Annotated in this window: 16 protein-coding genes, 1 tRNA gene and 1 pseudogene; 13 read left to right on the top strand and 5 right to left on the bottom strand. The window is 72.9% G+C overall.

What is annotated here, in order from left to right; all coding sequences use genetic code 11:
• Positions 1 to 826: pseudogene (locus B0E53_RS40435) on the bottom strand (ATP-binding protein); the annotation flags it as partial.
• A gap of 219 nt (positions 827 to 1,045) precedes the next feature.
• Here B0E53_RS40435 and B0E53_RS23380 point away from each other — a divergent pair.
• Positions 1,046 to 1,492, top strand: a complete 447-nt coding sequence (locus B0E53_RS23380) for a hypothetical protein (RefSeq protein ID WP_107078022.1) — start codon at positions 1,046 to 1,048, stop codon at positions 1,490 to 1,492.
• A gap of 63 nt (positions 1,493 to 1,555) precedes the next feature.
• Positions 1,556 to 2,716, top strand: a complete 1,161-nt coding sequence (locus B0E53_RS23375) for a hypothetical protein (RefSeq protein ID WP_146167740.1) — start codon at positions 1,556 to 1,558, stop codon at positions 2,714 to 2,716.
• Between the two features lie 379 nt (positions 2,717 to 3,095).
• Here B0E53_RS23375 and B0E53_RS23370 read toward each other — a convergent pair whose 3' ends face one another.
• Positions 3,096 to 3,947, bottom strand: a complete 852-nt coding sequence (locus B0E53_RS23370) for an alpha/beta fold hydrolase (protein ID WP_107078020.1) — start codon at positions 3,945 to 3,947, stop codon at positions 3,096 to 3,098.
• A gap of 227 nt (positions 3,948 to 4,174) precedes the next feature.
• Between B0E53_RS23370 and B0E53_RS23365 the strand changes: the two genes are divergently transcribed.
• The 8 genes from B0E53_RS23365 (at position 4,175) to B0E53_RS39580 (ending at position 9,559) form a co-directional block, all read left to right on the top strand.
• Positions 4,175 to 4,783 (top strand): dihydrofolate reductase family protein, encoded by a 609-nt coding sequence (locus B0E53_RS23365; protein WP_107078019.1) that lies wholly within the window; start codon positions 4,175 to 4,177, stop codon positions 4,781 to 4,783.
• 684 nt (positions 4,784 to 5,467) lie between these two features.
• A complete protein-coding gene (locus B0E53_RS23360; protein ID WP_246835559.1) occupies positions 5,468 to 6,193 on the top strand; it encodes a helix-turn-helix domain-containing protein in 726 nt (241 codons plus the stop codon).
• A 16-nt stretch (positions 6,194 to 6,209) separates the two neighbouring features.
• Positions 6,210 to 6,362, top strand: coding sequence for a hypothetical protein (locus tag B0E53_RS40430; protein WP_348639671.1), 153 nt, complete (start codon positions 6,210 to 6,212; stop codon positions 6,360 to 6,362).
• 179 nt (positions 6,363 to 6,541) lie between these two features.
• Positions 6,542 to 6,748 carry a hypothetical protein gene (locus B0E53_RS23350; protein ID WP_107078017.1) on the top strand — a complete coding sequence of 69 codons (207 nt, stop codon included), beginning with the start codon at positions 6,542 to 6,544 and terminating at the stop codon, positions 6,746 to 6,748.
• Positions 6,724 to 7,332: a hypothetical protein gene (locus B0E53_RS23345; RefSeq protein ID WP_107078016.1), complete on the top strand. Its 609-nt coding sequence runs from the start codon at positions 6,724 to 6,726 to the stop codon at positions 7,330 to 7,332. The genes B0E53_RS23350 and B0E53_RS23345 overlap by 25 nt, the downstream gene beginning before the upstream one ends.
• A gap of 116 nt (positions 7,333 to 7,448) precedes the next feature.
• A complete protein-coding gene (locus B0E53_RS23340; protein WP_107078015.1) occupies positions 7,449 to 7,946 on the top strand; it encodes a DUF5956 family protein in 498 nt (165 codons plus the stop codon).
• Between the two features lie 284 nt (positions 7,947 to 8,230).
• Positions 8,231 to 8,755: a hypothetical protein gene (locus B0E53_RS39585; RefSeq protein ID WP_246835558.1), complete on the top strand. Its 525-nt coding sequence runs from the start codon at positions 8,231 to 8,233 to the stop codon at positions 8,753 to 8,755.
• A 75-nt stretch (positions 8,756 to 8,830) separates the two neighbouring features.
• On the top strand, positions 8,831 to 9,559 hold the full coding sequence (locus tag B0E53_RS39580) for a site-specific integrase (protein ID WP_246835557.1): 729 nt from the start codon (positions 8,831 to 8,833) through the stop codon (positions 9,557 to 9,559).
• Between the two features lie 3 nt (positions 9,560 to 9,562).
• Here the strand turns inward: B0E53_RS39580 and B0E53_RS23330 are convergent.
• A tRNA-Arg gene (locus B0E53_RS23330) sits at positions 9,563 to 9,635 on the bottom strand.
• Between the two features lie 168 nt (positions 9,636 to 9,803).
• Between B0E53_RS23330 and B0E53_RS23325 the strand changes: the two genes are divergently transcribed.
• Entirely contained in the window at positions 9,804 to 10,544 is a 741-nt protein-coding gene (locus tag B0E53_RS23325) for a hypothetical protein (RefSeq protein WP_107078014.1), read from the top strand.
• Positions 10,545 to 10,554: 10 nt separating this feature from the next.
• On the opposite strand, the gene B0E53_RS23320 is transcribed toward B0E53_RS23325, so the two are convergent.
• Together B0E53_RS23320 and B0E53_RS23315 are read right to left on the bottom strand one after the other, a co-directional pair.
• A complete protein-coding gene (locus tag B0E53_RS23320; RefSeq protein WP_168215393.1) occupies positions 10,555 to 11,592 on the bottom strand; it encodes an alpha/beta hydrolase in 1,038 nt (345 codons plus the stop codon).
• An 86-nt stretch (positions 11,593 to 11,678) separates the two neighbouring features.
• On the bottom strand, positions 11,679 to 12,089 hold the full coding sequence (locus B0E53_RS23315; RefSeq protein ID WP_107078013.1) for an HPF/RaiA family ribosome-associated protein: 411 nt from the start codon (positions 12,087 to 12,089) through the stop codon (positions 11,679 to 11,681).
• A gap of 288 nt (positions 12,090 to 12,377) precedes the next feature.
• Here B0E53_RS23315 and ssb point away from each other — a divergent pair, with 288 nt between their 5' ends.
• Both ssb and B0E53_RS23305 read left to right on the top strand, forming a co-directional pair.
• On the top strand, positions 12,378 to 13,124 hold the full coding sequence (gene ssb / locus B0E53_RS23310; RefSeq protein ID WP_107078012.1) for a single-stranded DNA-binding protein: 747 nt from the start codon (positions 12,378 to 12,380) through the stop codon (positions 13,122 to 13,124).
• A 93-nt stretch (positions 13,125 to 13,217) separates the two neighbouring features.
• Positions 13,218 to 14,162: cobalamin biosynthesis protein (locus tag B0E53_RS23305; RefSeq protein WP_107078011.1), on the top strand; the 945-nt coding region annotated here is incomplete at its 3' end.

Here is a 14,162-nt window from a genome sequence, read left to right as displayed (position 1 = left end):
GCCCGCAGCCGCTCGTCCAGGGCCACCGCGCCGGCCGCCGGCGCCGAGCGCGCGTCGGCCAGGGCGGTGAGGGTACGCAGGTCGGCCGCGCACCGCTCGCGCAGCGCGGCCGACGGGCCGGACACCGCGCCGAGCCCGAGCATGGTGAGCGTGGCGAGGACGGTGTCGTGCAGGTCGCGGTTCTGCCGCCGCTCGGCCTCCCGGGCGGCCCGCCCCACCACCGCCTCGTGGGACAGCCGCTGGTAGTCCGCGAAGGCGGCGTCGGCGTGCCCGATCCGGCGGCGCATCACCGAGGTCATCATCGCCGTGCAGCCGATCTGCACCAGCAGCGTCCCGGCGTGCGCCCGCGCCTCCACCGGGTTGCCGGCCGCGGTGGCGCCGGCCGCGTAGCCGGCGGCGACCAGCAGCCCGGCCGGGACCGACCAGCGGGCCGCGCGGTGGCCTGTGCGTTGATCACGGTGGTGCTGGCGAGCACCGCGACCCAGCTGCCCTCGCCGGGCAGCACCTCGGGCGCCACCAGCCAGGGGATCGCCAGCCCGGTGGCGGTGGTCAGCGCCACGTCGCCGGCCACCAGCGCGCCGGTGATCCCGTGCCGGAACGCGCGGACGGCGTACCAGACGGACCAGGCGGTGAGCGCGACGACCGCCGGGACCAGCAGGGCCACCTGGACGGGCGGGGTGCGCACCGCCAGCGCGACGACCGCGGCGACCAGGCCGCAGCTGAGCCGGAGCAGCGCCGGCAGGGTGGTGAAGATCAGGGTGAACGCGCCGCCCGCCGGCCGGTCCAGTGGGGACGGCGGCAGGGTCGTGGCGGCAACGGCCGGCATCGGGGGAGGTGTCCTTCCGGCAGCGACCCGGTCGGGACCGCACGGCCTAGATCGACGCCGGAGAATAGCATGTTCTCGGGCTACCGGTCACCCTCGGTGCGCGGCGCGTCGCTATCCGATCCCGCCCGGGGCCGGCATCCGTCGATGGTGGACGCCCCGCCCGGCCCGTCACCCGGTTTGCCGGGCGGGCCGCTGGCGCGGCGCCCCTACCCTGCGGCTATGACGTACCAGCCGGCCATGGTGCCGCCCAGGAAGTCGAACACCACCCGGGTGGTGCTCACCGTCGTCGGCGTGGTGCTCGCGCTCTGCTGCGTGGGCGGCGTCGTCGGCGGCTTCGCCATCTACCACGCCGCGCGGGAAGCCACCGGCCCCGCCCAGGCCACTGTGGACAAGTTCGCCGGCGCGCTGGTCGCCCGCGACTACCCGACCGCATACGGCCAGCTCTGCGGGCGCGTGCGCGACCGGGTCAACCAGGAGGACTTCGTCCGGCAGCAGGCCGCCCAGCCCGCGCTGACGGGCTACCAGATCGTCGGGGTGAACGTCACGAACACCAACGGACGGGTCCGCGGATCGGCGCAGGTCCGCTTCACCCCGCAGAGCGGCACCACCGTGACGCAGGCGTTCGTCCTGGTCAAGGAGGACGGTGGGTGGCGGGTCTGCGAGTGACCGGTGCGCGGGCCGTCGGCCCGCCGCCGGACCCGCGTGCGCCGCTGTCCTAGCCTCGCTGTCATGGTCAGCAGCAGGGGCGGGCGCCGCCGGTCGGAGGATCTGGTCGCGCGGGCAGCCGAGGAGATGACGGCCGGATCCGAGCGCGTGGGCGCCACCCCCGCGGTGCCGGACACCCCCGATCCGGTACGCGGCGCCGAGCCGGTTCCGCCGGCCGCCGGTGCTGCCCGGTTCGGTCCTCTGGCGCTGCTCGTGCCCGCCGGCATCGTCGCCCTGGTGACGTTGCGCATCGTGTTCGGCGACGCCCTGCGGGCCCGGATCGACGAGAGCGCCTGCGCCTGGACCGGCTGCACCGGCACCGGCATGGCCGTCGTCGGCTGGCTGCTGATCACCCTCCCGGTGCTCTGGGCGGTGGTGGCCGTCGTGCTGTGGTCGCGGCTCAGCGCACCGGCCCGGGGCGCCGCCGTGCTGGTCGGGCTGGCGTTCCTGCTGGTGGCCTGGGTGCACGTGCCCGGCCGGCGCGCTGCCCTGTACCTCCTCCTCGACGGTCCGGCCGCCGGGGCGACGGCCACCGGGATCCGCTGGGGCGGCGTCGGCGCCGGCCTGGCCGGGGTCGCCCTCGTCGTCCTGACCGCCCGGACGGAGACCCGCCCGCGGCCGGCCCGCGGCCCGATCGGACCGGCTCTCGTGGCGGCGGCCCTGCTCGGCACCCTCGCCGTGGCGGTGGCCCGGGCCGAGCCGGCACCGGTGACGGTGGCCGAGGCGATGCCGGAGCGGACGTTCCGGGCGGCGGGGGACACCCTGCGCCGGACCGGCGGGACGGACCTGCGCGGCTGCGCCGGCGTGCTCGCCGGCGACGTGCTGCACGGCTGCGTACGGACGGTCCGGGTCAGCTACACCACCGACGACAGCGACGCGGTCGTCCACCTGGCGGCGGTGCTCTATCCCGGCGAGCGGGCGGCCCGGGACCGGCGCGGCCGGCTTCCCCGCGGCGCCGCCCAGCTCGGGATACCCGGCGGCGAGACCATCACGGTGAGCTCCACGACCGGGAACTGGGTGCTGCTCGGCAGCGTCGGGCACGCCGACGGGCGGAGCCTCGCCGAGGCCGACCGGGGCTACCTGCTCTGGGCGGCGAAGCAGGTGGCGTACCGGTTCATCGGGCGGCAGGTGGGCCTGCTGGTCGCCCCCTCGGCCGCGGACGGCGTCGGCCCGCGTACGCCCTGACCGGCCCGCGCGGTCACGGTCCGTCGGGTCGTGCCGCCCCGCGGTAGCGGTGTGACATCCCGCGGGCAACGAGCGCTGAGAGGCACGGGACGAAGGCACGGAACTCGTGACCAGCGCGTCCGCGGCGTAGCCGGCCGGTCACCGGGCGGCGCCGCCCGAGTCGTCGGCGGCCGGCCCCCCAGGCCGGCACCGGGTCACCCCGTGCCCCCCACTGACCTCCGGCACCGGGGCGGGCCCCCCACCCGCCCGGCGTCGGCACCGCGGCTCGCCCGGACGACCTTCCCCCCTGGTCCTCCGTGCGAGCTCGCGAACCCGCGCCCGATCCGGCGCGGCGAGGCGGCGGCCGGGTCACCCCCGCCGCCGCCTCACCCACCTCCACCTACCGGGCGGACGCCTGGTCGGCGCGCCCGCGCAGCCACTCCAACGCCGACCCGGCGTGGCGCAGCACCGAGATGTGCCCGTCCTCCGGGTAGCGGCGCAGTTCGGCGTCGGGACAGCGACCCGCCAGCCACCCGGAGTGGGCCACCGGCGCGATCCCGTCCCGCTCGCCGTGCAGCAGCAGCACCGGCGGCGTCACCCGGGCGGGGTCGAAGCCCCACGGGTGCACGTACGCCAGGTCGTCGTCGATCAGCCCGCCCGGGCCGCCCCGGACCGCCGGGCCCACCACACTGTCGAACCAGGACCACTCGCCGTGCAGCGCGGCCAGGTCGGCCGGGGTGAACTCCGGGTCGTACGCCGCGCCCGAGGTCTCGTGCGCCTCCTTGGCCGCCCGTCCCGCGACGGCCGCCCGCAGCGAGGCCACCCCGGCCGGCACCATGCCGGCGAACCAGTCCAGCCCGGCCGCGCCGTACGGGGCCAGGCCGGCGCCGACCACCGCCGCGACCACCCGGTCGGGCAGGAGCGCGCCGCAGGCCAGAGCGTGCGGACCGCCACCGGAGTGGCCCATCACCGCGAACCGGTCGAGGCCCAGCGCGTCGGCCACCGCCGTGACGTCGGCGGCGACGGAGGCGATGTCGCGCCCCGGCAGCGGCGTCGAGCCGCCGTAGCCGGGACGGTCGTGGGAGACCCAGCGCAGGCCGAGCCGGTCGGCCGTGGCGAACAGCGGCGCGGGCGGCGCGCCGATGTTCGGCGTGCCGTGATGCCAGAAGACGGCGAGCCGGTCCTGCCCACCGGTGTCGTAGACGTGCAGGGTGCGGCCGTCGCCCAGGCGGAGGTCCCTCTCGGTCACCATGGGCGGAGAGTACGTCGGCCCCGCGCCCGCCGCTGACCGGCCGAAACCGCGCAAGCACCGACAGCCGTGTACGTAGGGTCGGCACCGATACGGTCGGGGCGTGACCGTGACCTCGATGTGGTCCAGATCACAGACTCTGTCCGCTCGGGCTGTCGAATCGGTCGTTCCCGGGCCGTCGGCAGGGTGGAAGCCGGCGCGGGGCCGGTCCCGAAGAAGGAGGCACCACCATGCGACTCACCGTCACCACGTTCCTGACCCTGGACGGCGTCATGCAGGCCCCGGGCGGCCAGGAGGAGGACCGCACCGGCGGCTTCGACCTGGGCGGCTGGCTGCCGCCGCACTTCGACGAGACGGTCGGCGGGTGGATGGGCGAGACCTTCGAGCGGGCCGAGGCCCTGCTGCTCGGCCGCCGCACCTACGACATCATGGCCGCCTACTGGCCGCACGTGACCGACCCGGCCGAGGGCGGCCCGGACAACCCGCTCAACCGGCTGCCGAAGTACGTCGCCACCACCCGCGACGACGAGCTGACCTGGTCGGGCTCGCACCGCCTCGACGGCGACCTGGCCGCCGCGATCACCGAACTGAAGAACCGTCCCGGCGGCGAACTCCAGGTGCACGGCAGCGGCGCACTCGCCCGGTGGCTGATGCGGGAGGGGCTCATCGACACGTACCAACTGCTGGTGTTCCCGGTGGTGCTGGGGCGCGGACAGCGACTCTTCGCCGACGGCGTGCCCCCGGCGGGCCTGCGGCTGACCGGCACCCGCACCTCCGGCACCGGGGTGACCATGCTGACCTACGACAGCGCGGGCACGCCGACCTTCGGCCACGTCTGACGGCGCCCGGGCTGGATTCGAACCTGCGGCGTTGGGGTGAGGAAAGCTCGCGAGGCACAAGGGACGGATCGCGGGAGCTGCGCTGCGCCGCACGTGAAGGGGTGGCCGGTGCGGCACAGGCTGGGCAGGTCGCGATGCTGCTGCTAGGCGCGATGCTGCTGGCGCGGCGACGGTCGCCCGTACGCCGGCTGGTGCGCACGCTGGTGGTGGTCGCCCTGCTCCCGGGGAGGAACCAGCCCAGATGCCGGCGGGGGTGGCTAGCCGGCCGCGCCGGAATCGACATGCCGTTGGCCTGGGGTGGCGGTGGTGCGCCCGGCAGGATTCGAACCTGCGGCCTTGGGATTAGAAGTTGAATCCGGGCCGTGATTCCCGATGGTTGGCAGTCCATAGGGGTGTCTATCTATGCAGGTGGACGCCCCTATGGGTGTCGTCGAAGATCGGTTCGTGCCTCTCCGTCTGAGGGCGTCCGGGCTCACGACGGGCTCACAAATGACTCCATCGTGAGGAGCAGCTCCTCGGCGATGGCCTTCAGGGCCTCGGGTGCAGTGGCTGCGAGGATGTGCGCAGGCATCAGCGGCAAATCGTTTTGCAGCTCGGGCGGTCTTGGGTCAAGCAGTGACGGGCTGCCCGGTGCCGCCTCGGCCGCGTCGGCTCGGTGGGGCGGACCGGATCACGCCGGCTCAGGTGGCGGAGGCGTGTCAACGGCTGGGCCGGCAACTGGCCGCGTGGCGCGATCTGGCCGGGTTGACACAGGTGGAGCTTGCCCGGCGTATCAACTACTCGCGAAGCGCCATCGGCAATGTCGAGATCGGCCGGGACCGTAGCACTCGCCGGTTTTGGCAGAGCGCTGATGCTGAGGTCGGCGCGGGCGGTGCCCTGGTGGCGTCGTTCGATCAGGTGGACGCGCTTGCCCGGGATTTCCGCAGGCAGACAGCGGGCTATGACCTTGAGCGCGAGCGGCGAACCGCGCCGGTCGTCGCGGCCTCCATGCCGAGGCCGGATGGCTGTGGGTGCGGGGCGGCGTTCGGGAGGTGGACCGGACGGGAGGTCCGCGCGCTGCGTGAGGCGCTGCGGATGACCGTAAGCACGTTCGCTGAACACATCGGTGTGACCGGGGCGACCGTCTCCGGATGGGAGCGCCGGGCCAAGCCTGCACCGCTGAGGATGGCGATGCAGGTGGCGTTAGACGAGGCGCTTGCGCTTGCTGGCGTCGATGCAAAGACACGGTTTCGGCTGATCCTGACAGCCCCGACGAAAGCGTGGAAGTCGAGGACGTACCAGCAACAGCTGGCCGAGCAGGGCGGCCACGGTGACGCAGCGTCCGCATGCGCCGATCCGGCCGATCTGGTTGTGCCGGGCCTGCGGTCATCCGTGGCCGTGTGGCGACGCCAAGCTTGCGCTGCTGGCTGAGTACCAACGGGATCGGGTGAGCCTGTACGTGTATCTGGCCGGCGCGCTCGGTGACGCGGTGGACGACCTGGCCAAGCTGCGGGCTGACGCGCCCAGCGACGGGGAGCTGTTTGATCGCTTTTTGGGTTGGCCGAAGCCGCGTCAGGCGGAGAAAGGCCGCGATAACTAAATAGGTTTGCAAGGGGATGCCGCCGCCGGAATTCGTAGACGCCGTGCGGACATTCCGTCTTGCTTAATCGACATCTGTAAATGTTTGTCAGCAAGGCGACAAATCATTGATTGACCCTTCTGCATATCGCAAGGATTCTCGCATCCGCATTCACCGGTAGTTGTGTGAGAGGAGAAAGCGTGAACATCCGTAGTCTCAGAAGGGGCGGCGTTGTCGTCGCCGGCCTTCTCGCCGTCGTGCTCGGCGTCATGGCCCTGGAAGCCCCGGCAGTGGCCGCACAGCGCGGGAAGAACACCTACGACGGCGCTCAGAAGGTCTTCGCGCCGTGCATCGCGCTGGCCATGCAGCAGAAGTCGCCGGAGTGGTCTGCACGAGCGCGGGGCTGACCAGCACCCGCCGCGACGCCAACGGCACCCCCACCACCACCTTCACGCCTGTCGCCGCCATCGCCGCCTCGGCTCCCGAGTCGGCGTCGGTCCTGGCCGACGACTACGACACCTGGTGCGAGAGCAGCGGCACATGTCACCGCATCATCGACGCCTCGCGCTACATCGGGGAGACGAAGGGCAACGCGACCTACGGCGACAGCAGCGGCGTCATCGGCAGCTATGACGTGATCATCCGCAACAGCCTCCAGGGCCGTCGCGGCCGGTGGACTGTCTCCCTGATCTGGGACCTCGGCCCGTCGCTGACCTTCAGCGACTCCTGGGTCAACTGCTACGAGGTCATCGACAACTGGCCGGACGCGGACTGCGGCGACCACGCTCTCTACCCGGGCCGCATCAGTAGCACGAACTGGCGCTGGAACAGCCCGACCCTCTACGGCAACCTCCTTGTCAACCCCGCCGCGTACTACGCGGCCTTCAACACCGACTTCACCCCCGGCGGCTACTCCCTGCGCACCGCGCCCGCCCTGGAGACGGCGCGCTTCAAGTGTTACGGGTCCACCGCCGACCCCTGCAAGTTCTGATCCTGTCCTGTCCCAAAAGTCGTATCATCACAGGTGAATACGGATGCGTGACCACGGTCCCGACCTCTCCTCAGGGGGCCGGGACCGTGCCGTAGCAAGCCCCGCGGAGGAGCAGCATGGGCGACACCAGCGCCGCACCGGACGCCTGGGACACGGCCCAGCCGTTCCCCGGATCACCGCCGGACATCTCCGACCGCCGCCACACCATCGACACTCCTGATGGCAGGTTCTGGGAGCTGAGCGATTCCGGCTGGGATGCGATGCTCGGCTACCTCGCCGACGCCGCCACCCTGGTCCGGTACCCGGAGACTCGGCAACATCAAGTCGAGGTGAAGGTTAGCGACAGCACCAGAGAGCGGACGTTCTTTGTGCCGCGCACGGCGGATGATCAAGCGATCATCGACGAGGCCGCGAACTCGTATCTGCGCGATGTGGGACTGCCGGAGCGGCCGACCGGCTATCGCTGGTTCCAACGCCTACCCGGCGACCTCACCGTCAAAGACATCGATGAAGCGGTGTACGCGGCGATCAAGCACCTGCCCCTCGACCACCATCCCGCCGAAGCGGTGCCGGCCATCCGCGCGGCCCTTGCGGAGCTGTTCCGGGAGCGCTGAGTCGGTGACGGGGCGACGGCTGACCTGCTGCTGTGGGCGTCGGTCCCGGAGTGCTCGTCGCCGCGGGCGGACGGCAGGAAGGACGGGCCTGCCGGGCTGGGTCCGGTCGGGCGTTTGGTGGGAGCGGCAGGTATGAGGATGCCCCTGACGCTGGGGTGCCCGCCGCTCCGTCGTTGGTGACTTTATCGATGTGTGCTGTTCGTGCTGCGGGTGTTGGGCCTGGTCACTCGTTCGGGTGTGGGATGGGGCTTGCTTTTCTCGGCGTCAGCTACTGTCGCGCGGGCATGGGGGACCTGCTGGAGCGCGTGGCGTCCAGCCGAGAGCCGCTACCCGACCTGGAGGAGACGCGGCGCAAGTTCCGTAGCGGCCAGTCCTTGACCGCCCGCATCACCGTCGGGGAATGGCTCGACACCTGGCTTGCTGGCCGGAAGATCCGCCTCAGCACGGTCAACCGCTATGGGCGGGACATTCGGCTTCAGCTCAAGCCGCGCATCGGGGAGATCCGGCTAGACCGGCTCCGTGTGTCGCACCTAACCGAGATGTTCAACGCGATCGTGGAGCGGAACATCGAGATCGAGGAAGCCAATGCGCTCCGGCGTGCCGTGATCGAAGAACTCAAGACGCTGAAGGGCCGTGAGCGCCGCCGTGCTGCGCGTGCCGCGATCGCTGAAATGCCCCCGTTCCGTCGCACTGTCGGACCGACGACGCGGCGGCACATCAGAGCGACACTGCGCGCTGCTCTGAACGACGCGATCACGCAAGAGCTGATCACTTTCAACCCGGCGGCCATGTCGAGCTTGACCCGGTGAACCGGCCCAAAGGACTCGTATGGACCGACGAACGAGTTGCGCGGTGGCGGGCCACCGGCGAGGCCGTCGCCTGCCATGGTGTGGACCACTGAGCAGACGATCGCCTTCCTCGACGGCATCGCGGATGACGAGCTGTATGCGTTGTTCCACCTCATTGCCCTTCGCGGTCTGAGGCGGGGCGAGGCATGCGGCCTGCGGCCGGAAGACGTGGACCTCAGGGGCCAAGCGTTGACCGTCGCCACGCAGCTCGTAGACATCAACGGCGAGATCGAGGAGAACGCGCCCAAGAGCGAGGCGGGCAACCGGATCGTCGCGCTCGACAGCGACACCGTAAAGGTGATCAAGCGCCACAACAAGCAGCAGCGCAAGGCGCGCGAGGCAGCCGGGCCGGCATGGGTGGAGAGCGGCCGTCTCTTCACCCGCCCGAACGGCGAGTGGGTAGAGCCGACGTGGCTGTCGGACTACTTCGATCGCCTCGTAAAGCGCTTGGACCTCCCGCCGATCCGCCTGCACGATCTCCGCCACGGGGCGGCCACCATGGCGCTCAAGGCTGGAGCCAAGCTGAAGGTCGTCCAGGCCATGCTCGGGCACTCGTCGTACGCGCTCACTGCGGACACGTACACGGCTGTCCTGCCTGAGCTGGCATTGGAAGCGGCCGAAGCTACTGCTCGTCTGGTCTCCCGTCGGGGCACCAAGCGCACCCCCGGGCTCACCTCGGGCTCACAGGGGGGTAAGGCATCGAAGGATGCCGCCAAGAAAGATCGCAAGAAGAGCAAGAAACAGCAGGTCAACCCAGCTGCATGACTGTGCGCCCGGCAGGATTCGAACCTGCGGCCTTGGGATTAGAAGTCCCCTGCTCTATCCGCTGAGCTACGGGCGCGCGTCGACGGTGTCGAGCCACGAGGGTACCGCCGACCTCGGGCTGGCCGGCGGAACGGGTGGGCCCGGCCACGTCGTCGCTCAGCCTCCCACGGCCCGGCCGCCGCGGGCTCCCCGGATATCCGGGTCACCGGCGACCGACCCCGGACCGGTCCGTACCCTCGGCGTCGTGCTGCTCGACCCGGAAACCGAGAACGAGATCGCCTACGAGCTGTGCCAGCTGCTCGGCCGCGCCATCCTGCCCGTGCACGGGTCCGACGGGCCCGGTGCGCCGGCCGGGACCTTCGGCACCGCCTTCTTCCACAGCGAGCTGATCGGCGCGACCGACGACGGCGAGGTGGTGCACGAGTGGCTGCTCACGGCCGCCGCGACCACCCGGGCGCCGTACGGGGAGATCGGGGTGCGGCCGAGCGTCACCGAGCCGGCGGACGCGGCCGCGGAGCCGGTCGAGCTGCCCGACTTCGCGGACCGGTGGCTGCACCTGCCGGAGGTCGGCCTGGCCGCCATGCCGACCGGCGGGCTGCACGGGTACGCCGAGGACCGGGGCTGGAGCTGGCGTACCCAGCAGGTGACCGACGCGATGGCCGCGCCGGCCGACGCGGTCGCCCGGGTCGGTGCGGAGCCCCGCTCGGCGTTCGTGCTGGCGCTCGGCGTCGGTGACGACGGGTCGCGGCCGCTGGAGGCGGTGATCGAGCGGGTGGCGCGCGACGGCGACGAGGTGCGGGTCACCACCGAACTGCCGGCCGGGTACGTGGGCGCGCCGGTGTTCGGCGTCGAGGCCGGCCCGGACGGCGAGATGGCGCTGCACTGCCTGGGACTGCTGCTGCCGGCCACCTCCGGCGGGCATCCGGTCGCGACGTTCGACCGGATCCGGTCGGCCCTCGCGGCGGCGACCGCCGGTTACCGCTGACCCGTCCGGCTCAGCCCTCGGCGGTCGCGCCGGCCGGATTGTCGGCCGGCTCTTCGGCCGGCCGGCGCGGCGCCGGCGCCGCCGGTTCCGCCTCGGTCGGCCCCACGCCGAGGAAGCCGTCGGCCCACCGGCCGACCTCCGCGAACACCTTTTCCCGAACGGCGGGGCCGGAGAGGGTCAGGTCGTGCAGCCCGCCGTCGAAGCGGGCCAGGGTGACGTGCCGGCCGAGCCGGGGTGCCCAGCGCACCATGTGCTCCACGTCGAGGACCGCGTCGGCGAGGGTGGCCGAGTCGTGCCACTTCGTGCCCCGGTAGCTGCGGGTGGAGCAGGCCAGCAGCACCGGCACCGGGATGTCCAGGCCGGCCCGGAGCTGGCGCTGGCCGGCGCGGATCGCATTGATCCAACCGGCTCGCACCGGGAACCCGGCGAGCGGCTTCCAGGCCAGGTCGTACCGCCACTCGCCGCGGTGGTCGGCGTGCAGGCTCTCGCCGTACACCGTGCCCAGCCCGAAGGGGAGGATGCGCTGCGGCGCCCGGCGGCCCAGCCGGGAGACGGCGGCCGCGAGGGGCCGACGGACCAGCCAGGGCGCGTTGATGTCGAAGAACGGGCTGTTCAGGAAGATGCCGTCGACCAGGCCGGCCTCGCGGCGGGCGTGTGCCCAGAGCGACATGATCAGGCCGCCGGTGGAGTGGCCCATGGCGAGCAGGGTGTCGTGCCCCTCGTCCTCGCGGATGATCTTCGCGGCGGCGTCCAGCTCGGGGAAGTAGTCGCTCAGGTCGCGGCAGAAGTTCGGGGTCTGGTGCGGTTGCAGGCTGCGGCCGTACTTGCGCAGGTCGAGCGCGTAGAAGTCCCAGCCGCGCTCGGCGAAGAAGTCGGCGACGTGGGTCTGGAAGAAGTAGTCGACGAAGCCGTGCACATAGAGCACGGCCCGGCCGGTCCGGCGCTCCGCCCGCCGGCGGACCAGGGTGGCGACGACCGGTCCCTCGTCGTCGGTGCCCAGGTCGATCGTCTGCCGCTCGTACGGCGGTCCCAGCACGTCCGGTTCCACGACCGCGACGGTACGCCGCCACGCTACCGGGCGGTAGCCCCCGCCCCCGCCCGCCGGCACCGGGCGCGGGCGGAGACGGGGTGATCTCAGACGGTCTCCGCGTCGGCCCGCTCGCCGGCCTGCGCGGGGACGCCCTCGGGCTGGTCCGTCTCGCGCAGGTGCTTGTTGTGGCGCGGCTCCTGCCGGGTCTTCGCGTCGTTGAGCCGGCGGCGCAGGTCGTCCCGGACGTCGTTGAGCGCGGCGTGCAGGTCCTCCTCGGAAGAGGTGGTGACGATCTTCTGCCGGCCCGCGACCCAGCATTCCAGGGTGACCTTCTGGCCCCTGGCGTTGCGGTCCTTGACCGACACCTCCAGCTCGGTGGCGTCGGCGTGGAACCCGGCGAGCCGGGCGTCGAGGGTGGCGAACTGCTCCGCGATCCAGTTCCGGTCGCCCTGGGAGAACCCGGCGCCGACGCGGAGGCACTCGGCCACGGTCGCGGGGTTCGCCACGGCGCTCATCGCCGGGTCTCGCAGACGTCTCGGAGAAGCATCGTCGCTCCCTTTCTCTCGGTTGATCAAGTCCATACCCAATCGGCTCGCGTCCGGAACCGCCTCACGCGCTGGGCCTTTTGATCGTGTTCCGCCGCAGGTCAGGGCCGTAGGGCCGGTGGTCCCTAGCAGGCGGGACCTTGATCAGGTGGTTGTCCACAGGCCGGTCCGTCGTCCACAGCCCGGCCGGGACGGCTGGCCCGGGCCCGGTCGCCGGCCGAGGCTCGGTCCGACAAGTCGAGTTCCCTGGGAGGGGCGATGTTCGATACCTACGTCACGATCGTCGGCAACGTGCTGACCGCGCCGGAGTGGCGCCGGACCACCCAGAGCAACACCCTGGTGGCCAACTTCAAGGTCGCCTCGACCGCCCGCCGGCTCGACCGGGACAGCGGCCGCTGGGTCGACGGCAACAGCCTGCGGGTGCGGGTGAACTGCTGGCGGAAGTTGGCCGAGGGGGTGGCCGCCTCGGTGGCGGTCGGCGACCCGGTCGTCGTCGCCGGCCGCCTCTACACCCGCGACTGGACCGACGACGCCGGCAACCACCGCACGCTCTACGAACTGGAAGCCGTCGCCGTCGGGCACGACCTGTCCCGGGGCCGGGCCCGGTTCCTGCGCAACCGGCCCGGCATGACGACCAGCACCGTCGAGGACGCCGAGGCGGAGAGCCGGGTGCACGGCGAGGCGACCGAGCCGGTGCCGGACGCACAGGCCCCGGCGTCGCTCGACGACCGGTCGTTCGACGACGAGTTCCCGCCGCCGGAGTTCGACGTCCCGCGGGTCGGGCTCACCGTCGGCGCGGACGCGACGGCGGGCGACCTCGACGAGCTGGCCGACCCGTTCGACGACCGGCCCGACGGCCCGGCCGCCGAGGATGACGACGACGAGGACGACGAGTTGGGCGCCGAGCCCGCGACCGGTGAGCCGGCCCCCGCCGACGAGGCCGCGGGAGTAACCGGGACCGGCCGTGCCCGGCGGGGCCGGGGGCGGACCCCGGTGCCCGCCTGAGCCGCCCGGATCGTGCGACGGGGGAGCGGGGTGGCGACGCCGACGTGGCCACCCCGCCGTACGACTAGGCTGGCCGGCCGGAGGTGGTGACGGGTGCGGCAGGCGACCGCCATGGCGAACGCGGCGGGACTGGTGGCGGGCTACGCGCTGGACTCGCTGCTCGGCGATCCCCGGCACTGGCATCCGGTGGCCGGCTACGGCCGGGCGGCCGGCGCCCTGGAGCGGCGGATCTACCGACCCGAGCGGCCGGCCGGCGCGGCGTTCACCGCGCTCGCGGTCGGCGCGCCGGTGCTGCTGGGGGTGGCCGCCGGCCTGGCCACCCGGCGTCGCCCGGTGGCCCGGGCCGCGCTGGTGGCCGCCGGCACCTGGACGGTGCTGGGCGGGCGCACCCTGCGGCACGAGTCGCGCCTGATGGCCCGGGCGTTGCAGGCCGGTGACCTCCCCGCCGCCCGGGGCCGGCTCAACCACCTGTGCGGCCGGGACCCCTCGGCCCTCGACGAGCCGGAACTCGCCCGGGCCACCGTCGAGTCGGTCGCGGAGAACACCTCCGACGCGGTGGTCGCCCCGCTGGTCTGGGGCGCCGTCGCCGGGCTGCCCGGCCTGCTCGGCTACCGGGCAGCCAACACGCTCGACGCGATGGTCGGCCACCGCTCACCCCGGTACGCCCGCTTCGGCACCCCGGCCGCCCGCCTGGACGACCTGCTCAACCTGGTCCCCGCCCGGCTGACCGGGCTGCTCACGGTCGCCGTGGCGCCGACCGCGCACGGGGACCGCGCCGCCGCCTGGCGGGTCTGGCGGCGGGACCGCAACGACCACCCGAGCCCGAACGCCGGGCAGTGCGAGGCGGCCATGGCCGGCGCGCTCGGCGTCCGGCTCGGCGGGCGCAACGTCTACTTCGGACGCGAGGAGACCCGGCCGTTCCTCGGGGACGGGCCCCGGCCCGAGGCGCGGCACCTGAAGCGGGCCGCCCGGATCTCCGGCGCGGTCGGCCTGGCCTCGCTCGGCCTCGCGGCGGCCTACCCGGTGACGGTCGGTCGC

The sequence above is a fragment of the Micromonospora sp. MH33 genome (assembly GCF_003013775.1).
GTDB lineage: Bacteria > Actinomycetota > Actinomycetes > Mycobacteriales > Micromonosporaceae > Micromonospora > Micromonospora fulviviridis.
This window is presented reverse-complemented; position numbering and strand designations above follow the sequence as displayed.

Excerpts from the sequence above, each read along its gene's own strand:
- B0E53_RS23380 (WP_107078022.1), top strand. The coding sequence starts at position 1,046 with ATGACGTACCAGCCGGCCATGGTGCCGCCCAGGAAGTCGAACACCACC.
- B0E53_RS23375 (WP_146167740.1), top strand. The coding sequence starts at position 1,556 with ATGGTCAGCAGCAGGGGCGGGCGCCGCCGGTCGGAGGATCTGGTCGCG.
- B0E53_RS23370 (WP_107078020.1), bottom strand. The coding sequence starts at position 3,947 with ATGGTGACCGAGAGGGACCTCCGCCTGGGCGACGGCCGCACCCTGCAC.
- B0E53_RS23365 (WP_107078019.1), top strand. The coding sequence starts at position 4,175 with ATGCGACTCACCGTCACCACGTTCCTGACCCTGGACGGCGTCATGCAG.
- B0E53_RS23340 (WP_107078015.1), top strand. The coding sequence starts at position 7,449 with ATGGGCGACACCAGCGCCGCACCGGACGCCTGGGACACGGCCCAGCCG.
- B0E53_RS39585 (WP_246835558.1), top strand. The coding sequence starts at position 8,231 with ATGGGGGACCTGCTGGAGCGCGTGGCGTCCAGCCGAGAGCCGCTACCC.
- B0E53_RS39580 (WP_246835557.1), top strand. The coding sequence starts at position 8,831 with ATGGTGTGGACCACTGAGCAGACGATCGCCTTCCTCGACGGCATCGCG.
- B0E53_RS23315 (WP_107078013.1), bottom strand. The coding sequence starts at position 12,089 with ATGAGCGCCGTGGCGAACCCCGCGACCGTGGCCGAGTGCCTCCGCGTC.
- ssb (WP_107078012.1), top strand. The coding sequence starts at position 12,378 with ATGTTCGATACCTACGTCACGATCGTCGGCAACGTGCTGACCGCGCCG.